Annotated in this window: 21 protein-coding genes; 9 read left to right on the top strand and 12 right to left on the bottom strand. The window is 67.7% G+C overall.

Translation table 11 applies throughout. The features are described from left to right. Positions 1-55 precede the first annotated feature (55 nt). Both HEQ16_02935 and HEQ16_02930 read right to left on the bottom strand, forming a co-directional pair. Positions 56-211, bottom strand: coding sequence for a hypothetical protein (locus tag HEQ16_02935; GenBank protein MCO4053011.1), 156 nt, complete (start codon positions 209-211; stop codon positions 56-58). A gap of 156 nt (positions 212-367) precedes the next feature. Further along, entirely contained in the window at positions 368-1,699 is a 1,332-nt protein-coding gene (locus tag HEQ16_02930) for a TAXI family TRAP transporter solute-binding subunit (GenBank protein MCO4053010.1), read from the bottom strand. A gap of 100 nt (positions 1,700-1,799) precedes the next feature. Between HEQ16_02930 and HEQ16_02925 the strand changes: the two genes are divergently transcribed. The 8 genes from HEQ16_02925 to HEQ16_02890 all read left to right on the top strand — a co-directional run bounded on the left by HEQ16_02925 (position 1,800) and on the right by HEQ16_02890 (position 9,152). Continuing rightward, positions 1,800-2,474 (top strand): phosphoribosylanthranilate isomerase, encoded by a 675-nt coding sequence (locus HEQ16_02925; protein ID MCO4053009.1) that lies wholly within the window; start codon positions 1,800-1,802, stop codon positions 2,472-2,474. 10 nt (positions 2,475-2,484) lie between these two features. Then, positions 2,485-3,723, top strand: coding sequence for a tryptophan synthase subunit beta (gene trpB, locus HEQ16_02920; protein MCO4053008.1), 1,239 nt, complete (start codon positions 2,485-2,487; stop codon positions 3,721-3,723). 23 nt (positions 3,724-3,746) lie between these two features. Continuing rightward, the gene (locus HEQ16_02915; protein MCO4053007.1) at positions 3,747-4,580 is read left to right on the top strand and encodes a tryptophan synthase subunit alpha; all 834 of its coding nucleotides are present in this window, start codon (positions 3,747-3,749) and stop codon (positions 4,578-4,580) included. A gap of 71 nt (positions 4,581-4,651) precedes the next feature. Then, positions 4,652-5,518 carry an acetyl-CoA carboxylase carboxyltransferase subunit beta gene (locus HEQ16_02910; protein MCO4053006.1) on the top strand — a complete coding sequence of 289 codons (867 nt, stop codon included), beginning with the start codon at positions 4,652-4,654 and terminating at the stop codon, positions 5,516-5,518. A gap of 18 nt (positions 5,519-5,536) precedes the next feature. After that, positions 5,537-6,859: a bifunctional folylpolyglutamate synthase/dihydrofolate synthase gene (locus tag HEQ16_02905; GenBank protein ID MCO4053005.1), complete on the top strand. Its 1,323-nt coding sequence runs from the start codon at positions 5,537-5,539 to the stop codon at positions 6,857-6,859. A gap of 179 nt (positions 6,860-7,038) precedes the next feature. Further along, positions 7,039-7,647 (top strand): L,D-transpeptidase, encoded by a 609-nt coding sequence (locus tag HEQ16_02900; GenBank protein ID MCO4053004.1) that lies wholly within the window; start codon positions 7,039-7,041, stop codon positions 7,645-7,647. 100 nt (positions 7,648-7,747) lie between these two features. After that, positions 7,748-7,975, top strand: a complete 228-nt coding sequence (locus HEQ16_02895; protein ID MCO4053003.1) for a sulfurtransferase TusA family protein — start codon at positions 7,748-7,750, stop codon at positions 7,973-7,975. A 58-nt stretch (positions 7,976-8,033) separates the two neighbouring features. Then, positions 8,034-9,152, top strand: a complete 1,119-nt coding sequence (locus tag HEQ16_02890; GenBank protein MCO4053002.1) for an Mrp/NBP35 family ATP-binding protein — start codon at positions 8,034-8,036, stop codon at positions 9,150-9,152. A 329-nt stretch (positions 9,153-9,481) separates the two neighbouring features. On the opposite strand, the gene mobA is transcribed toward HEQ16_02890, so the two are convergent. Further along, positions 9,482-10,108 (bottom strand): molybdenum cofactor guanylyltransferase MobA, encoded by a 627-nt coding sequence (mobA, locus tag HEQ16_02885; GenBank protein ID MCO4053001.1) that lies wholly within the window; start codon positions 10,106-10,108, stop codon positions 9,482-9,484. Next, complete coding sequence (fdhD, locus tag HEQ16_02880) at positions 10,101-11,006, bottom strand: formate dehydrogenase accessory sulfurtransferase FdhD (protein MCO4053000.1); 906 nt, start codon at positions 11,004-11,006, stop codon at positions 10,101-10,103. The genes mobA and fdhD overlap by 8 nt, the downstream gene beginning before the upstream one ends. A 226-nt stretch (positions 11,007-11,232) precedes the next feature. Here fdhD and HEQ16_02875 point away from each other — a divergent pair, with 226 nt between their 5' ends. Next, positions 11,233-12,492 carry a peptide ABC transporter permease gene (locus HEQ16_02875; GenBank protein ID MCO4052999.1) on the top strand — a complete coding sequence of 420 codons (1,260 nt, stop codon included), beginning with the start codon at positions 11,233-11,235 and terminating at the stop codon, positions 12,490-12,492. A gap of 21 nt (positions 12,493-12,513) precedes the next feature. On the opposite strand, the gene HEQ16_02870 is transcribed toward HEQ16_02875, so the two are convergent. The 8 genes from HEQ16_02870 to HEQ16_02835 all read right to left on the bottom strand — a co-directional run bounded on the left by HEQ16_02870 (position 12,514) and on the right by HEQ16_02835 (position 22,146). After that, positions 12,514-13,521, bottom strand: coding sequence for an ATP-binding cassette domain-containing protein (locus HEQ16_02870; protein ID MCO4052998.1), 1,008 nt, complete (start codon positions 13,519-13,521; stop codon positions 12,514-12,516). Continuing rightward, on the bottom strand, positions 13,518-14,504 hold the full coding sequence (locus HEQ16_02865) for an ABC transporter ATP-binding protein (protein MCO4052997.1): 987 nt from the start codon (positions 14,502-14,504) through the stop codon (positions 13,518-13,520). The genes HEQ16_02870 and HEQ16_02865 overlap by 4 nt, the downstream gene beginning before the upstream one ends. 72 nt (positions 14,505-14,576) lie before the next feature. After that, positions 14,577-15,494, bottom strand: coding sequence for an ABC transporter permease (locus HEQ16_02860; protein ID MCO4052996.1), 918 nt, complete (start codon positions 15,492-15,494; stop codon positions 14,577-14,579). A 97-nt stretch (positions 15,495-15,591) separates the two neighbouring features. Further along, a complete protein-coding gene (locus HEQ16_02855) occupies positions 15,592-16,575 on the bottom strand; it encodes an ABC transporter permease (GenBank protein MCO4052995.1) in 984 nt (327 codons plus the stop codon). A 95-nt stretch (positions 16,576-16,670) separates the two neighbouring features. Continuing rightward, positions 16,671-18,269 (bottom strand): ABC transporter substrate-binding protein, encoded by a 1,599-nt coding sequence (locus tag HEQ16_02850; GenBank protein MCO4052994.1) that lies wholly within the window; start codon positions 18,267-18,269, stop codon positions 16,671-16,673. A 153-nt stretch (positions 18,270-18,422) separates the two neighbouring features. Next, positions 18,423-19,391: an ABC transporter permease gene (locus HEQ16_02845; GenBank protein MCO4052993.1), complete on the bottom strand. Its 969-nt coding sequence runs from the start codon at positions 19,389-19,391 to the stop codon at positions 18,423-18,425. A gap of 3 nt (positions 19,392-19,394) precedes the next feature. Next, entirely contained in the window at positions 19,395-20,372 is a 978-nt protein-coding gene (locus tag HEQ16_02840) for an ABC transporter permease (protein ID MCO4052992.1), read from the bottom strand. Between the two features lie 151 nt (positions 20,373-20,523). Then, positions 20,524-22,146 carry an ABC transporter substrate-binding protein gene (locus HEQ16_02835; GenBank protein ID MCO4052991.1) on the bottom strand — a complete coding sequence of 541 codons (1,623 nt, stop codon included), beginning with the start codon at positions 22,144-22,146 and terminating at the stop codon, positions 20,524-20,526. Positions 22,147-22,318 lie beyond the last annotated feature (172 nt).

The following is a 22,318-nucleotide window of genomic DNA, read 5'->3' as shown; positions in this document are numbered from 1 at the left end:
TGTCGGCTGCCGGCCAAGGGCCGGCGCGTGGTCAATGTCGAAAGAGGGGCGACGATCAGGAGGTGGCGGCGCTCTTGGACTTCCAGCCGCAGCCGCCTGCGGTTTCCTCGATCTGCGGGCTGTCCTGCGGGGCCGGGGTCTGGGCGGTTGCGACCGCCGTGAGGGTGAAGGCCGCCGCAGCGGCGAGCAAGGCAAGGCGAAGTGTCTTCATGGGGGACTTTCTCCGTCTGGTCAGGGTCCGAAGCACGAACCGGCATGACTATGCGGCAGCCCTGGCCTGCTGCAAAGATGCATCACCATCATGTCATCCCTGCTGGCATGCGGCCCTGCGACGCAGCCAGGACCGGACCGCAGCGGCGCGCGGCCTTCACGATGCCCGATCGGCGCCGGGAGGCAGGGAGCGCAGCCCGTCCGTCTCGCCGGCGAGGTAGCGACGCCGCTCGCTGACGGCGCGAGAGAGCTGGTCCATGGCGAGGCGATAGGCCGAGAGCCCGCTATCGTCGATCTGCTGGCTGGCCATGGCGTCCAGCGTCGCAGCGAGGATGGCGTCGGCCTCGCGTTCCAGCACGGCCAGGGCGCCGGGGTCCTCCGTCTCGCGGGCAAGGGCGATCATGGCGACGATGCGCGTCAGCCCCTGCATCGCATAGCGGCGACGGGCGCTCGAGGCCTGGCTGAGCAGCGCCGCCGCCCCCGAGCCAAGCAGGGACATCGCCATGACGCAAAGATAGAACCAGTCGCCGTAGCGGTCGAAGAAGCTTTCCTCGTTGCCGTCCAGATAGGCGATGGCGCCGCCATGGACCGGCAGCGCCGCATCGCGCGCGGTGGGCGGGGCCTCGATGCCCTGCATGGCGGGCACCTCAGCCGCCAGGGTGGCGCGCTGGCTCAGAATCAGTCGGGTCAATTCGCTCACCAAGCTGTCGGCCAACTCCGACCGGGCGACCAGCCGGTGCGTGACAGAGATGGTCGCCAGGGGCTCGGCAGGCTTGGGCGGATCGCCGCCGAAGGCTCCGCGCACGATCTCTCCGGCCTCGATGGCGCGGTTGCGGGCGGCGAGCGCATCGGCCTCGCGGATGGGAATGAAGACCGGATCGCTGCCGAATGCCTGCCGTAGCGTGCCCACCCCTTGCGACTGGGTGCGCGCGCTCAGCGCGCCGACCGAGAACAGGGCGTCGATCCGGCCCGCATTCACGGCGGCGCCGATCTCCGCCACGGCCAGACCCACGAGGGCGACCTCGTCGAGCGGCACCTCATAGAAGGCGAGGACCGTGCGGAACAGATCGAGATTCTCGGACGGCGTGGTCACGACGCCGATGCGGCGGCCGCGCAGATCGGCGATGCGCTCGATCTGGCCCTCGCGCCGCGCGATCACGAAGGGAAAGAAGCGGCGGGTGATCAGCACCGTTTCGCCTGCGGCCGGCAGCTTCACATCGGGCCGGATGATGGCGAGTTCGGCCTTGCGCTCATCCAGCTTGGCGGCGCTGTCGGCAAGGTTGTCGGTCAGCACGAGGCGGATGCGGATCGAGCCCTTCTCGCGGCTCATGCTCTGGACGAGCGCGGCGGCCATGCGCACATCCTCCGAGCCGATCGGGCCGACAGCCAGCCTGAGGATCGTCGGGGCGGTCGCAAGATGGAAGGCGAGCGCGACCATGGCGGAGAGGGCGAACAGCCCCGCCAGCGTCATGAAGCCGCGTCGTCCCATTCGCCCCGGACCCCTCGTCTTGGAAGTGCATTTCGATTATGCAGGCGATCATGCCACACAAGACGCGCCACTTGCGAGCCGCCCTGCCAACCAGATCATCATGACGCCCTTCACAATCAAGGTATGCGGGTTCTCGACGCCCGAAACAGTTGCGGCCGCAGTCGAGGCCGGCGCGGACATGATCGGCCTGGTCTTCCACCCGAAGAGCCCGCGCTTCGTGACGACGGAGCAGGCCGCGGCGCTGGCTGAGGGCGCGCGCGGCCGCGTGGCCATCGTGGCGCTGGTCGTGGACCATGACGACGCGGCGCTGGCGGACATTGCGGCAAGCGTGCGGCCCGACCTCTTCCAGGCCCATGGCAAGGAGGACGGCCCGCGCATCGCCGCCATCCGTGCGGCCTTCGCGCGGCCCGTGATGAAGGCGTTTGGCGTGGCCGAAGCCGCTGACCTCAGCGCAGCGGCCGCAATCGCGCCCTTCGCCGACCGCATCGTGCTCGACGCCAGGCCGCCGAAAGACGCCGCTTATCCCGGAGGGCATGGACGCCCCTTCGACTGGTCGGTTCTGGCCGGGCTTGGGCCCGACCAGCCCTTCATGCTCTCGGGCGGGCTCCACCCGGGCAATGTGGCCGCCGCCATCGGGCGCATCAGGGGCATGGGGCTGGCGCTGGCCGGCGTCGATGTATCCACTGGCGTCGAGAGCGCGCCCGGCCTAAAGGACATCGCCAAGATCAGGGATTTCATCGCCGCCGCCCGCGAGGCCGCCGGCGGTCCAGCTTGAAAAGCGCGCCATGACCGTGAACCCGGCCCCCAATTCCTTTCGCAACGGCCCCGACGAGAATGGCCGCTTCGGCATCTTCGGCGGCCGCTTCGTCGCCGAGACGCTGATGCCGCTGATCCTCGACCTCGAGAAGGCCTATGCCGACGCCAAGGCAGACCCGGCCTTCCGGACCGAGCTGGACGGCTATCTCAAGCATTATGTCGGCCGGCCCTCGCCGCTCTATTACGCCGAGCGCATGACCGGGCACCTGCGCGCCGCCTCGACCACGGGCGGGGGCGCCAAGATCTATTTCAAGCGCGACGAGCTCAACCATACCGGCGCGCACAAGGTGAACAACGTCACCGGGCAGATCCTGCTCGCCATGCGCATGGGCAAGAAGCGCATCATCGCCGAAACCGGGGCCGGCCAGCACGGCGTCGCCACCGCCACGCTGTGCGCGCGCTTCGGCCTCAAATGCATCGTCTACATGGGCGCTGTCGATGTCGAGCGGCAGAAGCCGAACGTGTTCCGCATGAAGATGCTGGGCGCGGAGGTCATCCCCGTCCATTCCGGCACATCGACGCTCAAGGACGCGATGAACGAGGCGCTGCGCGACTGGGTGACCAATGTCGCCGACACCTTCTATTGCATCGGCACGGCGGCAGGCCCCCACCCCTATCCGATGATGGTGCGTGACTTCCAGTCGGTGATCGGCGTTGAGACCAGGGCGCAGATGATGGAGGCCGAGGGCCGCCTGCCCGACAGCCTCATCGCCTCGATCGGCGGCGGCTCCAACGCCATCGGCCTGTTCCACCCCTTCCTCGATGATGCCTCGGTGAGGATGTGGGGCGTCGAGGCGGCGGGCCACGGCGTCGATTCCGGCCAGCATGCGGCCTCGCTCACGGGCGGCAAGCCGGGCGTGCTGCATGGCAACCGCACCTACCTCCTGATGGACGATGACGGCCAGATCACCGACGCCCACTCGATCTCGGCCGGGCTCGACTATCCGGGCATCGGCCCCGAACATGCCTGGCTGCACCAGATGGGCCGCATCGAATACATCTCGGCCACCGACTCAGAGGCGCTGGAAGCCTTCCAGCTGTGCTCGAAGCTCGAGGGGATCATTCCCGCGCTCGAGCCCTCGCACGCCATCGCCAAGGTGATGCAGCTGGCGCCCACCCTGCCGCGCGACCATCTGATGGTCGTCAACCTCTGCGGCCGGGGCGACAAGGACATCTTCACCGTCGCCGGGCATCTGGGCGGCATGTGAGAGACTTCAGGCAGGACTGATCGATGACCGCACGCCTCACCGCCCGTTTCGCCGCCTGCGCCGCGCAAGGCCGCGCCGCCCTCGTCACCTTCGTGACGGCAGGCGACCCCGACCATGCCACCGCGAGCGCGATCCTTCACGCGCTGCCGGGCGCGGGCGCCGACATCATCGAGCTGGGCGTGCCCTTCACCGATCCGATGGCGGACGGCATCCCGATCCAGCTCGCCGGCCAGCGCGCGCTGAAGGGGGGCCAGACGCTGCGCAAGACCCTCGCCATGGTGAAGGCCTTCCGCGCAGAGGACGCCGCGACGCCGATCGTGCTGATGGGCTACTACAACCCGATCTACGTCTATGGCGTCGACGCCTTCCTGCGCGATGCGCTGGAGGCAGGCGTTGACGGGCTCATCATGGTCGACCTGCCGCCCGAGGAGGATAACGAGCTATGCCTGCCGGCGCTGGCGGCAGGGCTGAGCTTCATCCGTCTGGCCACGCCCACGACCGACGACAAGCGCCTGCCCAAGGTGCTGCGGAACACCTCCGGCTTTGTCTATTACGTGTCGATGACCGGGATCACCGGCGGCGTGATCGCCTCCTATGACGCGGTCGATGACGCGGTGGCGCGGATCAAGGCGCACACCACGCTCCCCGTCGCCGTCGGCTTCGGGGTCAAGACGGCGGCGGACGCGGCCGCCATCGCGCGCGGTGCCGATGGCGTCGTCGTCGGCTCGGCGCTGGTCGAGCGGGTGCGCCTGTCGCTCGACGCTGACGGCAAGGCCACGCCCGCCACCGTGAAGGCCGTGACCGATCTCGTCTCCGAGCTGGCGCAAGGCGTCCGCACCGTCAACAAGGCCGCTTGAACCCCGGCCTCCGCTCCCCACCTTGATGCGAGGGCCCCGGCTGCGACCGCGCCCTCTGGAAGGATGCCGCCATGAACTGGATCTCCGACGGGGTTCTGCCCAAGATCAAGACGCTGTTCAAGCGTGAGGCCCCGGACAATCTCTGGATCAAGTGCCCCGATTCCGGGCAGCTGGTCTTCCAGAAGGATGTCGAGACTAATCAATGGGTGATTCCGGGCTCGAATCATCATCTGCGCGTCAAGTCCGCAGACCGGCTCAAGATGATGTTCGACGAGGGCAAGTGGCTCGACGTGGCCTTGCCGGAGGCGCCGCTCGATCCGCTGCGCTTCCGTGACGAAAAGCGCTATGTCGACCGGCTGCGCGACGCCAGGGCCAAGACCGGGATGCAGGACGCGTTCCGCATCGGCTTCGGCCGCATCGAGGCCCAGCCCATGACCATCGCCGTGCAGGATTTCGATTTCATGGGCGGGTCGCTCGGCATGGCTGCGGGCGAGGCCTTCATCAAGGGCGCCGAAACCGCGCTGGAAAAGGGAACGCCCTACGTCGTCTTCGCGGCCTCGGGCGGCGCGCGCATGCAGGAGGGGATTTTTTCCCTGATGCAACTGCCGCGAACTACCGTGGCCACGCGCCGGCTGCGCCAGGCGGGGCTGCCCTACATCGTCGTGCTGACCAACCCGACCACGGGCGGGGTCACGGCCTCCTACGCCATGCTGGGCGACATCCACATCGCCGAGCCGGGCGCGCTGATCGGCTTTGCCGGGCCGCGCGTGATCGAGCAGACCATACGGGAGAAGCTGCCAGACGGCTTCCAGCGTGCTGAATACCTCAAGGATCATGGCATGGTGGACATGGTGGTGCATCGCCATGCGCTCAGGCCCACCATCGCGCGCCTGGCGCGGCTTCTGATGAAGCAGCCAGCGCTGCCCGACGCCGCCTGATCGAGCGGCCCGGCGCCGATGGCGATTTCATCCGATGCGCTGATCGCACGCTTCCTCGCGCTGCACCCGAAGTCGATCGACCTCTCGCTCGGGCGCGTGGAGCGCCTGCTCGGCGCGATGGGCTCGCCCCATATGGCGCTGCCGCCGGTGATCCATGTCGCCGGCACCAATGGCAAGGGATCGACCGTCGCCTTCATGCGCGCCATTCTCGAGAGCGCGGGGCTGACGGCGCATGTCTACACATCGCCCCATCTCGTGCGCTTCCATGAGCGGATCAGGCTTGGACAGAAAGGCGGCGGGCGCTTCGTGGACGAAGCGCGCCTCGTCGACGCGCTGGCGCGCTGCGAAGCGGCCAATCAGGGCGCGCCGATCACGGTGTTCGAGATCACCATGGCGGCCGCCTTCCTGTTGTTTCACGAGAATCTGGCCGATGTTCTCCTTCTGGAGGTGGGACTGGGCGGCCGCTTCGACGCCACCAACGTGATCGCCCATCCCGCCGCCGCCGTCGTCACGCCCGTCTCGATGGATCATGCCGAGTATCTGGGCGACACTGTCACCAAGATCGCCGGCGAGAAGGCCGGCATCTTCAAGCGCGGCGCGCCAGCGGTGATCGCGCCGCAGGAGCCGGAGCCTGCCGCCGTGCTCGAGGCCCAGGCCGAGCGCGTGGGCGCCAGCCGCATCTGGATCGGCCAGCAGGATTTTCACATCCACGAGGAAGCCGGCCGGCTGGTGTATCAGGATGAGGACCGGCTGATGGACCTGCCCCTGCCGCGCCTTGCAGGCCGGCACCAGCACATCAATGCGGCAACCGCCATCGCGGGGCTGCGGGCCGCTGGCTATGACTTCAGCAACGGCGTGTTCGAGGCGGGGCTCTCCAGCGCCGAATGGCCCGCCCGCATGCAACGGCTCGCGCGCGGGCGTCTGGCGGAGCTGTGCCCGCCCGGCGCGGAGCTCTGGCTCGATGGCGGGCACAATGCCGATGGCGGCCGCGTGCTGGCCGAGGCCATGGCGGATCTGCACGACCGCAACCCTGCCCCGCTGGTGATGATCGTGGGCATGCTCGGCACCAAGGACACGGCCGCCGTGCTCAAGCCCTTCTCAGGGCTGGCGCGAGACGTCTTCGCCGTCCCGATCCCCGGCCAGCAGGCGGCGCGTCAGCCCGAGGATGTGGCGGCGCAGGCGCAGAGCGTCGGCCTCAGCGCCCAGCCCTGCTCGTCGGTTCCGGCCGCGCTGGAAGCCATCGCGCAGCGGCCGTGGCCCAGCCCGCCGCGTATCCTGATCTGCGGCTCGCTCTACCTTGCGGGCGAGGTGCTCGGCCTCAACGGCACGCCCCCGGTCTGAGTCCCAGCCAGGCGCAAAGACGTCGCGGAAACCACGATCTTGCTTGCCGCTTTACCTCAAGGCCAAAAGACCTTTCACTAGCCCGTCAGTGGAGTGCGGCTTTCCGGGCAAGTCCCGCAAGCATGAGGTGGAGCATGTCGCGTCGTTTCCTTGCCATGGTCCTGGTGGCCTTCGCATGGCTGGGCCTGTCAGGACCCGTGTCGGCCGGCGTCGACATCAAGGTCGATCTCACGAGCCAGCGCATGACGGTGCGGACGGCTTCGGGAGAGAGCCATGACTGGGCGATCTCGTCCGGCCGTCAGGGCTACCGCACGCCCAATGGGGTTTATCGTCCGCAGCGCCTCGAGAAGCGCTGGTACTCGCGCAAGTATGGCGGGGCCATGCCCAATGCGGTGTTCTTCCGTGGCGGCTACGCAATCCACGGCACCACCGAACTCGGCCGGCTCGGGCGGCCCGCCTCGCATGGCTGCGTGCGCCTGCACCCGGCCAATGCGGCCAAGCTCTTCGCGCTGGTGCAACGCCATGGCAAGGGCGCGACGCGCATCGCCATCAACGGCGTGGCGCCGGATTCGCTCTCCCGGTTCGCCAAGGCGCGGGGCGAGCGCGCCAAGGTGGCGACCAAGGCCGAGCGGTCGAGCAAGCTCGCCGCGGCCAAGCGGCAGAAGACGGACTGGACCACGGCGCGGGGCCGGTTGCTGGAGCGCGCGGACGGCTTCTTCGAGCCGGGCGCTGCGCTCGGCTTCCGGCCGGTGGGCCACCCGCCCGGCAACTGGCGCCCAAGGCGCTGACAGGCCGCGCCGCGCCCTGACGAGGATGGTTGCGGGCGCCTGAGCCCCATGGCACATGCTGCAACGTCGGCAGCCCTGCCGTCGCAGGATTGCAACGCCCATGCCTGATGCGATCGAGCTCGACCTCAGCGGCCTCAAATGCCCGCTTCCCGCACTGCGCACGCGCAAGGCGCTGAAAGGGCTCGAGACTGGCGTCCTGCTGCGCGTGACCTGCACCGATCCGATGGCGGTGATCGACATTCCCAATCTGGTGCGGGAGACGGGCGACGCCATGGAAGCCAGCCGGGAGCGCGACGGCCGCGCCATTTTCGAGATCCGCAAGCGCTGAGCGGCCGGCGCCGCCATCGCCCATTTGCTGTATCCCCGCTTCGCACGAGGTTGAAGCCATGACGACGCAAGCCGAGATCCTGCGAGCCCTCGAACTCGTGAAGCTGCCCGCCAGCGGCCAGCCGCTCGGCGGCTCGGGCCGCATCAGCGACATCGTGATCGATGGCGGCAAGGTGATGTTCGCCATCGCGATCGATCCGACCGAGGCCTCAGCCATGGAGCCGGTGCGCCAGGCTGCAGAGAGCGCGGTCAAGGGCCTGCCCGGCGTGCAGCAGGCCTTCGTCACGCTGACGGCGGACCGCGCGCCCGCCAAACCCAGCCCGGCCCAGGCGGCGCGCGCCCAGGCCGCGGGCGGCGGCCCCACGCCCAAGGCGGCAGGGGTGCCAGGCATCAGGCACATCGTGGCGGTGGCCAGCGGCAAGGGCGGCGTCGGAAAGTCCACGACGGCCGCCAACCTCGCCGTGGCGCTCTCGGTGCTCGGCATGAAGGTCGGCATCATGGATGCCGACATCTACGGGCCGTCGGTGCCCAAGATCTTCGGCGTGACCGGTCGTCCGCGGCTGGTCGAGGGGCGCACGCTTGCGCCGATGGAGGCGTTCGGGCTGAAGCTCATGTCGATCGGCTTCCTGATCGACGAGGAGACGCCGATGATCTGGCGCGGGCCGATGGTCATCTCGGCGATCACGCAGATGCTGCGCGAGGTGGCCTGGGGCGAGCTTGACGTGCTGGTGGTGGACATGCCGCCGGGCACGGGCGACGCCCAGCTCACCATGGCGCAGCAGACCCCGCTCGCCGGCGCGGTGATCGTCTCGACGCCACAGGATCTGGCCCTTCTCGATGCACGGCGCGGCGTCGCGATGTTCCAGCGCGTGCAGGTGCCGATCCTCGGCGTCATCGAGAACATGAGCTATTTCATCGCGCCCGATACGGGCAACCGCTACGACATATTCGGCCATGGCGGCGCAAGACGCGAGGCGGAGAAGCTGGGGGTGCCGTTCCTCGGCGAAATCCCGCTCGCCATGCCGATCCGCGAGCTTTCGGACAGTGGCCGGCCGATCGTGGCCTCTGACCCCGACAGCCCTCACGCGAAAGCCTATCTCGCCATCGCGCGGCAGGTGAAGGACGGGCTCGACAGCGGCGGGGCCGTGCGCAAGGCGCCGCGCATCGTGATCGAATGAAGCGGAGCGCGCGAGGCGGGGCTCCGGCTGCCGATCCGCTCACGCAAAAGGGCCAGTCAACCGGCCCTTTTCTTCAGCTTCGCGGCCGGAAAGGCGGCCATTCCTCCCGAGCGGGCGCAGCTCAGAGGCGCACGGATGACGGCGCGGCGAAGGCTTCGGTCGCCTGCTTCTGCTGCATGTCGAGCACGCCATACCAGACACAGGCGGCAACGACGCTGAAGGCGACGGCGGCGAGAAAGGCTTTCATGGGGACCTCCTTCATTCTTGGGCAGGCCTCATGGGCGCGGACCAGCCATTACAATCGGTTTTATCCGTGCGTTCGCCGCATTTCAAGGGTCAAGCCCGCGCTCCAGCAGCGCCTCGGCCTCGGCCAGGTCCTCAGGCGCATTGGCGTTGAAGAAGGGGTCGATCGGCTCCACCGGCCAGGCCACGGTGGCAAGGCCGTAGCGCGCCGTGAAGCGGTCGATCTTGCGCTCATTCTCGGCCACGAGCGCGTGTCGCAGCTCCTCGCGCAGGGCCACGGGCCAGAGCCCGATGACGGGATGGCTCCAGCCGCCCGAGGCCGCGCAGGCCAGCGCGGCGCCCTCGCGCGCAGCCGCCGCGCGCAGCCGCGACACCAGATCGCGCGGGATGAAGGGCGTGTCCGCCGCCACCGAGACGGCATGGGCCAGATCCGGCCGATGCTCCGCCGCCCAGTCGAGCCCCGCCAGAATGCCGGCGAGAGGCCCGGCGAAGCCCTCTACGCTGTCGGCGACCACGGGCAGCCCCCAGGGCGCGAAGCGGGCAGGATCGCCATTGGCGTTGATCGCCAGGGCCGCGCATTGCGGCCCCAGGCGGTCGATCACGCGATCGAGGATGGAGCGGCCAGCGATGCTGCGCAGCGGCTTGTCGCCGCCGCCCATGCGGCGGGCGAGGCCGCCGGCGAGCAGCAGGCCCAGGACAGGGGATTCAGTCATCGCGGTCGGCCCCCTTGCGCCTGTGGCGGGCGCTTTCCTCGGCCGTGTAGCCCGGATCGGAATCGAAGACGATGCGCTCAGCGCCGGCCAGCGCAAGGAACCGGCGGCCGCGGGCCCGCCCGATCAGGGTCAGCCCGGCCTTGCGCGCAAGTTCGACGCCCCAGGCCGTGAAGCCCGAACGCGAGACCAGAACCGGAATGCCCATGCGCACGGTCTTGATGACCATCTCCGAGGTCAGCCGGCCCGTGGTGTAGAAGATCTTGTCCGAGGGGCCGATCCCGTTGCGGAACATGAATCCGGCGATCTTGTCGATGGCGTTGTGGCGGCCGACATCCTCCATGTAGATCAAGGGCCTGTCCTCGGCGCAGAGCACGCAGCCATGGATGGCGCCCGCCTCGAGATAGAGAGACGGCGTGGTGTTGATCTTGTGGGTGAGCGCATAGAGCCATGAGGTGCGGATCGTGGCGGGCGGCAGAGCAATGCCCTCGATCACCTCCATCAGGTCGCCGAAGGCTGTGCCCTGCGCGCATCCCGAGGTCTGCGTCCGTTTCCTGAGCTTGGCCTCGAAATTGGTCTGCGCATCGGTACGCACCACCACGACGCCCAACTCTTCGTCCACGTCCACGCCGGAGACGGCGTCGGTGGCCTTGAGCATGCCCTGATTGAGCAGGTAGCCGATGGCCAGTTCCTCGGGGTGATCGCCGATCGTCATCATGGTGACGATCTCCTGGGCGTTCAGGTAAAGGGTCAGCGGCTTTTCGTGGATGACTCGCGTCTCCACCGGCTGGCCTGCCTGGTCGATGCCCGTCACCGCGCTCGACAGGCGCGGATCGAGCGGATCGGGGCGCACGAGATAATCGGGCCAGGCCTCGGCGGCCTGCGCAGCCGCATCCGGCATCAGGGGTGAGGTGTCGCCCATGGCGGCGGCTCTCCAAAACTTTGGCGCGCCACTCCTAGCGCCTCGCGAGGCTCGCGTCATGTCCCGCGCGGGCCGCGCCGTGCGCATTCAGGCGGCTTCTGTTGCGCGAAGCCCACAGACGGGGCCGGGCTTTTCAGGTTATCGTCACGTCAGGGGGTGGATCTGCGGCGTCACCGCCCGCCCCTGACCAGCCCGGATGCTAGACATGCCCGATTTCAGAAGCCGTGACGGGCTCGACCCGGCAAAGGACTCGGCGCTGTTGCTGCAGCGCATGGGCTTCTTCACGCTTGGCGTGGCGCTGCCCGTGGCGGCCATGATATCGCGCCGCGCCGCCGTGGTGCTGGTGCCCATCGCGGTCGCGCTGCTTGTGATCGCCGCGCTGCTGGCGGAGCCGGAACGTCTGGCGAGGGCGTTGCGCCGCCGCAGCGTCAAGGCGACGGCGCTGGCCCTGGGCATCATGACGATGTGGATACTGCTCTCGACCAGCTGGGCGCCGCGCGGCGTTGGCAGCCTCGAACGCGCCAGCAACATCCTGTTCGCTCTGGTGCTCGGCCTGCTCGCGGTCGCATCCCTGCCCGAGCGAGCGCGCGCCGCCAATCTCAACGCGCTGGCGGTGGGGACCGGCACGGCGACGCTTGTCGCCGCCCTGACCCAGGCCACCGGCTACGGGCTGGGCGACGCGGAGGAGGATGTGACAGTGCTGGTGCGCGGCATGGTGCTGATCATCACCCTCACCGGCCCGCTCGTGGCGTGGCTGCTCTGGCGGGGCCGCACGCGCGGAGCGCTCGCCCTGTTCACGGCAGTGTCTATCTGCACCATCCTGACCGCCGACACCGTGCTCGTCGCCAGCCTGCTGGCCGGGGCGGCGGCCTTCGCCTTTGTTGTGACGTTGCGAGGCCAGATCGCGGCCATGGTGGCGGGCGCCTGCGCACTCATCACGCTGCTGGCGCCGGCCTTCGCCTGGCTGGGCCAGCTTGCGCTCGGGCCGGCGCTCGGCGCCGATCACCCGGTGGTGACGGGGCTGCGCATCTGGGCCGAGATCATCGCGCGCGCGCCCGTGAAGCTGATCACCGGCCATGGCTTCGAGGCCGTCCGCGCCCATGCGGCGAGCGGGGCGATGCCGCTGCCCCCGTCCATCCTCGTGGTGGTCTGGCATGAGCTTGGGGTCGTCGGCGCGCTGTCCTTCGCCGCTGCGCTATGGTTCGCGATCCGGGCCGTGATGGTGCTGGCGCCCGTCATGCAGGCCGGGGCCATCGCCGCCTATGTGGCGGCCTTCACCTGCGGCATCCTCGGCCTCGCGAGCTTCCGCGCCTGGTGGCTGATGACGCTCGTCGCCGTGGTCATCATCACCTCGGCGGTGGCACGCGGACAGGCCCGCACCGACCGGCCAGCGGCGCGCTTCGTGCGCCCGGCCGAGGCCGAGCAGCCGGCCGCCGCGCGACCCGTCCTTCCCGGCCCCGACTGAGGCAGGGGGAGCGAGCCGGCCTCAGGCCGCGACGGGCTGGGCGGCGATGCGCCCTTCGGCGACGGCATGGCAGGCCACGCCCGCGATCGGCACCGGCGCCTCAGCCCTGCAGCGCTCATTGGCGAGCGGGCAGCGGGGGTGGAAGGTGCAGCCTGTCGGCGGATTGATCGGGTTGGGGATTTCCCCGGCCACGGGAATGCGCTGGCGCCCGCTCATGGCCAGATCCGGCACGGCATCGAGCAGCATGCGCGTATAGGGATGGCGCGGCCGGGCGAACATCTCGCGCGAATCCGAGACCTCGACGAGGCGGCCCAGATACATCACGCCGATCCGGTTGGCCATGTGCCGCACCACCGCGAGATTGTGCGAGATGAACAGGTAGGTCAAACCGAACTGCTGCTGGAGATCGCGCATCAGGTTGAGGATCTGCGCCTGCACCGAGACATCGAGCGCCGAGGTCGGCTCGTCACAGACGATGAAATCGGCATTGGAGGCCAGCGCACGGGCGATGGCGACGCGCTGGCGCTGGCCGCCCGAGAACTCATGCGGAAACTTGCGCCCGTCATCGGGATGAAGGCCCACAAGGGTGAGCAGCTCGCCGACACGGGCGACGATGTTGCTCTCGCCATCAATGACGTTGAAGGCGCGGATGGGCTCGGCGATGATGCGGTCCACGCGCCAGCGCGGGTTGAGCGAGGCGTAAGGGTCCTGGAAGATCATCTGCATGCGCCGGCGCAGCTGCGCGCGCCGGGCCCGCTGGTTCGGGTCTGTCATCGACACGCCGTCGATGGTGACCTCGCCGCCACTGGGGCCCAGCAGGCCGACCACCATGCGCGCCACAGTGGACTTGCCGGAGCCCGACTCGCCCACGAGCGCGAAGGTCTCGCCCTTGCGGATCGAGAAATCAACGCCGTCGACCGCCTTCAGGAACTGCCTGGGTGAGCGCTCGATAACCCGGTTGAGCCAGGGCTTCGACACGTCGAAGGTTTTGCGCAGGTCACGGACCTCGACATAGGACGGCTCGCTCATCGGATCGCCTCGGCGGATTCGGTCTCGTACAGGTGGCAGGCCACGCCACGGCCATCGACCGGAAGCACGACGGGTTGGTCGACGAAGCAACGGGCGAAGGCGTGGCCGCAGCGCGGGTTGAAGGCGCAGCCGCGCGGGATGGAGGAGAGCCGCGGCATGGAGCCGGGTATCTGCACCAGCCGCTCGGCCGAGGCATCCAGCGTCGGGATCGCGCCCATCAGCCCCTTCGCATAGGGGTGAAGCGGGCGCTGCACGACATCACGCACGGGGCCGATCTCGGCCACGCGGCCGGCATACATCACCGCGACGCGATCGGCCGTTTCGGCGATGACGCCCATGTCGTGGGTGACAAGCATGACCGCCATGCCGCGCTCGCGGCCCAGCTTCTTGATGAGCGAGATGATCTGCGCCTGCACGGAGACGTCGAGCGCCGTGGTGGGCTCGTCCGCCACGATGAAGTCCGGCTCGGCGCAGAGCGCGAGCGCGATCACGACGCGCTGGCGCATGCCGCCGGAAAACTCGTGCGGGTAGCCATCAATCCGCTTCTCGGGCGCCGGGATGCCGACTTCCGTGAGCAGTTCGATGGCCCGGTCGCGCGCCTGGCGCTCGTTCATCGGCAGGTGGGTGCGGATGGTTTCGACCAGCTGCTCGCCCACGCGGAACAGCGGGTTGAGCGAGGTCAGCGGATCCTGGAAGATCATCGCCACCTTGCGGCCGCGCACCTTGCGCATCTCGTCGGGCGGCAGATTGTCGATGCGCCGACCGTTGAGCAGGATCTCCCCGCCAGAGATCCGGCCCGGCGGCTCGATCAGCCCGATGATGGCCGCGCCCGTGACGGACTTGCCGGCCCCCGACTCGCCGACGACGCCCAGAACCTCGCCCCTGGCGATGTCGAAGGAGACGCCGTCGATGGCGCGCAAGGTGGCTCGCCGCGTGGCGAACTCCACCTGCAGGTTGCGGACGGAAATGACAGGCTCGCTCATGGTCTCACCTGAGGCTGGAGCCTGCGTCCGTGGGATAGTCTGCACCCAAGCATGTCATGTCCCGGTTGTGGCTTAACGGAGTTTCGGATTGAGGGCGTCGCGCAGCCAGTCGCCCAGCAGGTTGATCGCGAGCGCCAGGATGACCAGCATCATGGCGGGGAAGAACAGGATCCACCATTCGCCGGACAGAAGGTATTTCTGGCCCGACCGAATGAGGGTGCCCAGCGAAGGCTGGGTGATGGGCAGGCCGACGCCGAGGAAGGACAAGGTCGCCTCCTCGATGATGGCGAGCGCAAGGTTGATCGTGGCGATGACGAGCACAGGGCCCATGACGTTGGGCAGCACATGTCGCGCCATGATGCCGAAGCCCGAGATCCCCATCAGCCGGGCGGCCTGCACATATTCCTTGTTGCGCTCGACGAGCGTCGAGGCGCGCACGGTGCGGGCATATTGCGCCCAGTTCGACAGGCCGATGGCGACGATGATGACCAGAACGGCGGTGGTTTCATATTGCTGCGGCGGAATGAGGCCGCGCGCCACGCCGAAAATGAGAAGCGCTATCAAGATCGCGGGAAAGGAGAGCTGGATGTCGGCCACGCGCATGATCAGCATCTCGATGCGCCCGCCGAGATAGCCCGCCATCAGCCCAAGGCCGATGCCCACCACCATCGAGAACACCACCGAGGCGAGGCCAACGATCAGCGACAGGCGCGTGCCGTAGAACAGCGCCGAGAAGATGTCGCGGCCCTGCTCGTCCGAGCCCATGATGAACAGCATGCCCGAGCCCGCGCCCCGCTCCATCGGATGGGCAAAGCCGTCGAGCAGGTTGAGCGCCACGGGATCGAAGGCATCCTGCGGGGCCAGCACATCGGCGAACAGCGCCATCAGGATGATGATGAGCGTCAAGGCGGCGGACACAACCGCGACCGGGGAGGACTTGAACGAGAGCCACAGATCGCTGTCGCGCCACAGCGCGATGCGCTCGCGCATGGTCAGCTTCAGGCGCCGTGCCGGCGGCGCGGCGGGGCTGTGCTCGGTTGGCTTCTTGTCGGCGGCGAGATCGGTCATGACGCGTGTGATCCTGTCTTCATCGGGCCGGCACGATGGAGCCGCCCCGCAGGCGCGGATCGACCAGGAAATACAGCACGTCCACGATGAGGTTGACGACCACGAAGACGAGGCCGACGAACATCAGGTAGGCCGCCATCACGGGGATGTCGACCACCTCGACCGACTTGACGAAGAGCGCGCCGAGCCCCGGCCAGTTGAACACGGTTTCGGTGACGATGGCGAAGGCGATGACCGAGCCGAGCTGCAGGCCCGTGATGGTCACGACCGGCACCATGGTGTTGCGCAGCGCATGGCGGAAGTTGATGGCGCTGTCGGAGAGGCCGCGGGCGCGGGCGAACTTGATGTATTCGGTGCGCATCACCTCGAGCATCTCGGCCCGCACGAGCCGCATGATGAGGGTGAGCTGGTAAAAGCCCAGCGTGAGCACGGGCATGATCAGCGACTTGCGGCCCGATTCGGTCAGCAGGCCCGTGGTCCACCAGCCGAAAGCCACAACATCGCCCCGCCCGAAGGAGGGCAGCCAACGCAGCGTGACGGCGAACAGGAAGATCAAGCCCACGCCGATGAGGAAGGTCGGCAGGCTCACCCCGATGAGCGACAGGCTCATGACGAGATTGGCGATGACGCCGCGCCGGTTGAGGGCGGCATAGATGCCAAGCGCAAGCCCGACGATCAGCGCGAAGATGGCGGAGAGCATGGCCAGCTCGATCGTGGCGGGAAGCCGCTCGACGAGCAGATCCACGACGGGACGGCCCTGACGATAGGAAATGCCGAAATCGCCCTGAAGGGCATTGCCGAGGAAGCGCGCAAACTGGAGCGGGAAGGGATCGTTGAGGCCGAGCGACTCGCTGAGTTCCTGACGATCCTTCAAGGTCGCGTCCTGGCCGACGATCGAGGCCACCGGATCGCCGACATAGCGGAACATGGAGAAGGAAATGAAGGCGACGGCCAACATGACGAGCGTCGCCTGCGTCAGGCTTCTCAGGATATAGGCCAGCATGGAGGGCTCGCGTTCATCGGTTGGCCCTGGGGCCGGAAAGACCAGGGCCGGGATGTGCTGCAAGCGCCCACCCCGGCCCCGGAGGTTGCCTCAGCTCACGAACCGCGGGCGTTGAGGAACCGCATCTTCGGCGTGTTCTCGACGTCGGTCGGGATGTTCCACTCCGAGCGCATGGCGCCGGCGATGAACTGCATGTGGATCGGGGCGTAGACGTCGTTCTCCTTGATCCACTTCCAGATCGCCGCGATCGTGGCGTTGCGCTTGGCCGGATCGATCTCGGAGTTCAGGCTGTCGATCTGGGCGTCGAGCGTGGCGTTGGACAGGCCCGTGCCGTTCCAGGTGCCGGCTGTCGGCGTCTTGGTGCGGTACAGGTCGTTGAAGACATAGTGGCTGTCGAAGGTGGGGATGCCCCAGCCCAGCAGGTAGAAATCATACTCGCCGCGCTGGATGGCGGGGAAGTGCACCCGCAGCGACTGCGCGACCAGTGTGGTGCGGATGCCGATCTGGCCCAGCATCGAGACGACGGACTGGCAGATGCCCTCGTCGTTCACGTAGCGGTCATTGGTGCAGTGGAGCGTGATGGTGAAGCCGTTGGGATAGCCGGCATCGGCGAGCAGCTTGCGCGCGGCCGCGACGTCATATTTCGGCCAGGTGTCCAGCTCCTTGGTGTAGCCGTTGATGAACGGCGTCGCGATGACGCCGAGCGGCGTCGACTGCCCGCGCATGGTGACGCGCTGGATGGCTTCGCGGTTGACGGCCGTGTTGATGGCCTGGCGCACGCGCACGTCGGCCAGCGGATTCTTGCCCTTGACGTCGGAGGAGCGCAACTCGGGCAGGCCGATATTCATGCCGAGGAAGATCGGACGGTTCTCGGGGCCGGGGTTGACGCGAATGCCGGGCGAGGTCTGGAGCCGGGCGATGTCCTGCACGGGAACGTCCTGCAGATAGTCGATCTCGCCGGAGAGAAGGGCTGCGACGCGGGTCGCCGCTTCCGGGATCGGACGATAGACGATCTCGGTGATGCCGTGATTGGCCTCCGCCGCGCCCCAGTAGCCGGGGAAGGCGCGCATCACGGTGCGCACGTCAGGCTCGCGCGTGACGAGCTGGAAGGGGCCGGTGCCGACAGCCTGGCGGGTCGCGCCGTTCTCGACCTTCTCGCGCAGGTTCTGCGGATCGGCGGCGTTGTTCGCCTCGGACCACTCCTTGTCCATGATGAACAGGTTGGTGAGGTTGTTCACGAGCAGCGGGTTCGGGCCGCCTGTCTTGAAATGCACGGTCAGGTCGTCGACCTTGACGATGTCCGTGACCGAGACGAGCAGCGACTTCATGTCCGCAGAAGGCTTGAGCGCGCGCTTCATCGAGAACACGACGTCATCGGCGGTGAAGGCGTTGCCGTTGTGGAACTTGACGTTGGGGCGGAGCTTGAACTCCCAGGTGTTGGGATCATTCGGCAGCACCGCCCACGACACGGCGAGGGCGCCGGTCAGCTTGCCGTCGAAGGAGCGAATGACCAGCGGCTCGTAGATGTTGTGGGCGAGCACGTGGTTGGGGCCGGTGTTGCCCGAATGCGGATCGAGCGTGGTCGCATCCTGCGAGCGGGCCCAGCGCAGCGTCTTGGCATCGACCGCGACGCTTGTGAGGAAAGTCGCGGCCATCAGGGCGCCCGCGACCGCAAGGGTGTTGAATGGTTTCATGGCTTTTCTCTCGAACCTCCCGGCCCCTCTCTGGATCTGGGGACCAAAGTCATAGACTAGGGCGCTCAAATACGCATGTCACGCGCCAGATGGTGCAAAGACGCGGCAAAGCTGATGTCAGGGCCGCCGCGCTCTGCATATTCTGGCGGCGGGTCACCGAAGCTTGGGGTTCAGCGCGTCGCGCAGCCAGTCGCCGAGCAGGTTGATGGCGATGACCAGCGCCGCGAGCGTGACGCCCGGGAAGATCACCACCCACCATTCGCCGGAAAAGAGGAACTCGTTGCCGATGCGGATCAGCGTGCCGAGCGAGGGCTCGGTCGGCGGCAGGCCGACGCCCAGGAAGGAGAGCGTCGCCTCGGTGATGATGGCCAGAGCGAGGTTGATCGTCACGATCACCAGCACAGGGCCGATCACGTTGGGCAGCACATGGCGGAAAAGGATGGTGGACTGCGACAGCCCGATCAACCGCGCGGCCTGCACATATTCCTTGTTGCGCTCGACCATGGTGGAGCCGCGCACGGTGCGGGCATACTGCACCCAGAAGGACAGGCCGATCGAGATCACCAGCACCCAGAAGACCAGCAGCTCGGATCTGGCCGCGCCCACCAGCGCGCGCATGGTGCCGTCGATCAGCAGAGCTATCAGGATGGCGGGGAAGGTGAGCTGCACGTCCGCCACCCGCATGATGACGGCATCGACCGCGCCGCCGATATAGCCCGCCAACAGCCCCAGAGTAATGCCGATCACGCCGGCCAGCGCGACGCCGAACAGCCCGACGATCAGCGAGGAGCGCATCCCGAACAGGATGGAGGACAGCACGCAGCGCCCCTGCTGGTCGGTGCCGAGCGGAAAGCGCAGCTCCCCTTCAGCGTGCCAGAAGGGCGGCTTGCCGCCATCCAGCAGGCTCAATGTCTCGAGGTTGAACGGGTCATTCGGCGCCACCCAGGGCGCGAAGACAGCGGAGCCGATCAGCAGCGCCACCACGATGAAGGCGGCCATCGTCACCCATGAGCGGGTGAAGGAGTGCCACAGATCGGAGTCGAGCAGCCTGCGCGCAAAGCCGCCTCCTGCATCGCGTGCGGGAAGCGTGGCCGAGCGGGCGTCTTCCGGGGTGATCTGCATGGGTCAGGCCGCCTTTCCGGCAATGCGGATGCGGGGATCGACCGCCACGTAGAGCAGGTCCACGATGAGGTTGATCAGGACGAACAAGGTGGCGACCAGGAGCAGGTAGGCCGCCATGATGGGGATGTCGACGCTCTGCACGGCCTGCAGGAACATCAGCCCCATGCCCGGCCACTGGAACACCGTCTCGGTGATGATCGCGAAGGCGATGATCGAACCCACCTGCAGCCCGGTGATGGTGATGACCGGGATCAGCGTGTTCTTGAGGGCATGCCGGTAATGCACGGTCCGCGCCCTGAGCCCGCGGGCCCGCGCGAACTTGACGTAGTCGGTGCGCAGCACCTCGAGCATCTCCGAGCGCACGAGCCTCATGATCAGCGTCATCTGGAACAGGCCGAGCGTGATCGCGGGCAGGATGATCGAACGCCAGCCTTCCCAGGTCAGGAAGGAGGTCGACCAGCTTCCGACCTGCACCACGCCCTGACGCCCGAAGGAGGGCAGCAGCCCCAGCGAAACGGAGAACACGAAGATCAGCAGGATGCCGATCAGGAAGGTGGGCAGCGAGATCCCTATCAGCGAGATCATCTGGAAGAGCCGCGCCAGCGCCGATTGGGGCCTCAGCCCGCTGTAGACCCCCATCGGTATCCCCACGAACAGCGCGAACAGGGCGGAGATGAAGGCCAGCTCCATCGTGGCGGGGAAACGCTCCGCGATCAGCTTCGAGACAGGCTGGCGGTTCTGGTAGCTGTTGCCGAAGTCGAACAGGGCCGCGTTGCCGACGAACCGGCCGAACTGCACGATCACCGGATCGTCGAGGCCGAGATTCTTGCGGATCTGCAGGCGCTCCTCCAGTGAGGTATCCTGACCCACCATCTGCTGCGTGGGATCGCCCACGAAGCGGAAGAGCGAGAAGGAAATCAGCGCCACCGTGAGAAGCACGAGAAGCGACTGGACGATGCGCCGGATGATGAAGGCGAGCATGCCGTTGGGTCCTCGACCGGAAAACTGTGCGGGCCCGCCTGCGCGGATGCCGCAAAAAAGGCGCGGGTGGCGGCCCGCCGGGCCGCCACCCGCTATCAGTGAGGCCGCAGCAGGCAGGCCCGAAGGAACCTGCCTGCCCACGGCCCGATGATCACTTCTTGCTGGCCCAGTAGAACAGCGGCTGGTTGTCGGCCCGCTGCGTCAGCTCCACGCTCTTGGCGACGCCCCAGGCCAGGGCCTGCTGGTGCAGCGGGATGTAGCCCACTTCCTCATGCAGGATCCTGAAGGCCTCAAGGATCAGCGCGTCGCGCCTGGCGGTGTCCACCTCGACGAGCACCAGATCGGTGATGGCGTCGACGCGGGCATTGGAGTAGCCGCCATTGTTGAACTGGCCGCGGCCGCCCGAGCCGTCAGGCTTGCGGGAGTGCATCAGGTCGATGAGCACGTTGTGCGCGTCGCCTGTGCCCGGGGTCCAGCCCAGCAGGTAGAAGGGCGTGTTGTAGATGGGCGAGTTGATCTTGGCGAAGAACTGCGCCCGAGGCACGGCCAGGAGATTGATCTTGATGCCGACGCGGGCCAGCATCGCCGTCACGGCCTGGCAGATCGGGCCGTCATTGACGTAGCGGTCGTTGGGGCAGTCGAGGTCCACCTCGAAGCGGACGCCATTGGCCCCGCCCTGCCGCGGATAGCCGGCATCGTCGAGCAGCTTGTTGGCGGCGGCGAGATCGAACGGGTGACGCTGGATCTGGCTGATCTGCGGGAAGAAGAGCGGCGAGATCAGCGAGGCGGCCGGGGTGGCGGCGCCACGCATGACCTGGCGGCGGATCGCCTCGATGTCGACGGCCTGGTAGAAGGCCTTGCGCACCCGCACGTCCTGGAACGGGTTCTTGCCCTTGACCGAGGAGGCCGTCAGCTCGGGCCGCATCTGGTCGAAGCTGAGATAGATGGTGCGGACCTCGGGCCCTTCGAGCACGCGGGCATTGGCCGAGGCGTTGATGCGCGGCACGTCCTGCAGCGGCACCGGATCGATCACGTCGACCTCGCCCGAGAGCAGGGCGGCGACGCGGGTCGGGGCCGAGGTGATGGGCGTGAAGATGACGCGGTCGAGATTGTGCTCGGCCTTGTCCCACCAGTTGGGGTGCTTCTCGAAGACGGTGCGCACGCCGAGCTGGTGCTCGGTGATCCGGAAGGCGCCGGTGCCATTGGCGTTGATGGTGGCGAAGCCGGGCGTGGTGGCCTGGGGGGCGGGCGGAATCGCGGCGTTGTTCGCCTCGGTCCACTCCTTGTCCATGATGTACCAGGTGTCCCAGGCATAATGCAGGATCGGGTTCGGGGTCTTGAGCTTCACGTCCACGGTGAAGTCATCGACCTTCACGAATTCCGGGCTGCCGGAGAGGCGGCTCGAGAGCTGCGAGTTGTTGGCCAGCACGCGCGTGGCCGAGAACAGCACGTCGTCGGCGTTGAAGTCATTGCCGTTGTGGAACTTGACGTTCTTGCGCAGGTGGAAGCGCCAGCGCAGGCCATTGTCGAGGACTTCCCAGCGCTCCGCGAGGCCAGGGATGATCTTGAGGTCCTTGCCGCGGCGGGTCAGGCCTTCATAGACATTGCCCTGCAGGCCGAGCGTGGTCGTCTCGTTGATGCCGTATGGGTCGAGCGTGTTGAGGTTGCCCTGGAAGGCCCAGCGCAGCGTCTGCTGCGCAAAGGCAGGGCTGGCGCCCATGGCAAGGCCAGCGGCGAGCGCGGCGAATGAAATGAACCGTCGCTTGGAAAGCATATCGGGTGTTCTCCCTGTTGGACTGATTGCCATCTTTCCGCGGAAAGGACGGCGCCGGATTTGAACAATCCGGCCTGGCGACAGTTAAGCGCCGTTTGAGCCTGAGGTCCAGCGCTCCGGCCGCCTGATCTTGAGACTTCTTTTGAGCGCAGGCAGGGCGCTGCCGTCACGG

Source organism: Bosea sp. (in: a-proteobacteria) (assembly GCA_023910605.1).
GTDB lineage: Bacteria > Pseudomonadota > Alphaproteobacteria > Rhizobiales > Beijerinckiaceae > Allobosea.
The sequence above is the reverse complement of the archived record's forward strand: the minus strand, read 5'-3'. Positions and strand labels throughout refer to the sequence as shown.

What these genes read in the sequence shown, in the direction of transcription:
- HEQ16_02935 (MCO4053011.1), bottom strand. Translation starts at nt 211, where the DNA reads ATGAAGACACTTCGCCTTGCCTTGCTCGCCGCTGCGGCGGCCTTCACC.
- HEQ16_02930 (MCO4053010.1), bottom strand. Translation starts at nt 1,699, where the DNA reads ATGGGACGACGCGGCTTCATGACGCTGGCGGGGCTGTTCGCCCTCTCC.
- HEQ16_02925 (MCO4053009.1), top strand. Translation starts at nt 1,800, where the DNA reads ATGACGCCCTTCACAATCAAGGTATGCGGGTTCTCGACGCCCGAAACA.
- trpB (MCO4053008.1), top strand. Translation starts at nt 2,485, where the DNA reads ATGACCGTGAACCCGGCCCCCAATTCCTTTCGCAACGGCCCCGACGAG.
- HEQ16_02915 (MCO4053007.1), top strand. Translation starts at nt 3,747, where the DNA reads ATGACCGCACGCCTCACCGCCCGTTTCGCCGCCTGCGCCGCGCAAGGC.
- HEQ16_02910 (MCO4053006.1), top strand. Translation starts at nt 4,652, where the DNA reads ATGAACTGGATCTCCGACGGGGTTCTGCCCAAGATCAAGACGCTGTTC.
- HEQ16_02905 (MCO4053005.1), top strand. Translation starts at nt 5,537, where the DNA reads ATGGCGATTTCATCCGATGCGCTGATCGCACGCTTCCTCGCGCTGCAC.
- HEQ16_02895 (MCO4053003.1), top strand. Translation starts at nt 7,748, where the DNA reads ATGCCTGATGCGATCGAGCTCGACCTCAGCGGCCTCAAATGCCCGCTT.
- HEQ16_02890 (MCO4053002.1), top strand. Translation starts at nt 8,034, where the DNA reads ATGACGACGCAAGCCGAGATCCTGCGAGCCCTCGAACTCGTGAAGCTG.
- mobA (MCO4053001.1), bottom strand. Translation starts at nt 10,108, where the DNA reads ATGACTGAATCCCCTGTCCTGGGCCTGCTGCTCGCCGGCGGCCTCGCC.
- fdhD (MCO4053000.1), bottom strand. Translation starts at nt 11,006, where the DNA reads ATGCCGGATGCGGCTGCGCAGGCCGCCGAGGCCTGGCCCGATTATCTC.
- HEQ16_02875 (MCO4052999.1), top strand. Translation starts at nt 11,233, where the DNA reads ATGCCCGATTTCAGAAGCCGTGACGGGCTCGACCCGGCAAAGGACTCG.
- HEQ16_02870 (MCO4052998.1), bottom strand. Translation starts at nt 13,521, where the DNA reads ATGAGCGAGCCGTCCTATGTCGAGGTCCGTGACCTGCGCAAAACCTTC.
- HEQ16_02865 (MCO4052997.1), bottom strand. Translation starts at nt 14,504, where the DNA reads ATGAGCGAGCCTGTCATTTCCGTCCGCAACCTGCAGGTGGAGTTCGCC.
- HEQ16_02860 (MCO4052996.1), bottom strand. Translation starts at nt 15,494, where the DNA reads ATGCGCGAGCGCATCGCGCTGTGGCGCGACAGCGATCTGTGGCTCTCG.
- HEQ16_02855 (MCO4052995.1), bottom strand. Translation starts at nt 16,575, where the DNA reads ATGCTGGCCTATATCCTGAGAAGCCTGACGCAGGCGACGCTCGTCATG.
- HEQ16_02850 (MCO4052994.1), bottom strand. Translation starts at nt 18,269, where the DNA reads ATGAAACCATTCAACACCCTTGCGGTCGCGGGCGCCCTGATGGCCGCG.
- HEQ16_02845 (MCO4052993.1), bottom strand. Translation starts at nt 19,391, where the DNA reads ATGCAGATCACCCCGGAAGACGCCCGCTCGGCCACGCTTCCCGCACGC.
- HEQ16_02840 (MCO4052992.1), bottom strand. Translation starts at nt 20,372, where the DNA reads ATGCTCGCCTTCATCATCCGGCGCATCGTCCAGTCGCTTCTCGTGCTT.
- HEQ16_02835 (MCO4052991.1), bottom strand. Translation starts at nt 22,146, where the DNA reads ATGCTTTCCAAGCGACGGTTCATTTCATTCGCCGCGCTCGCCGCTGGC.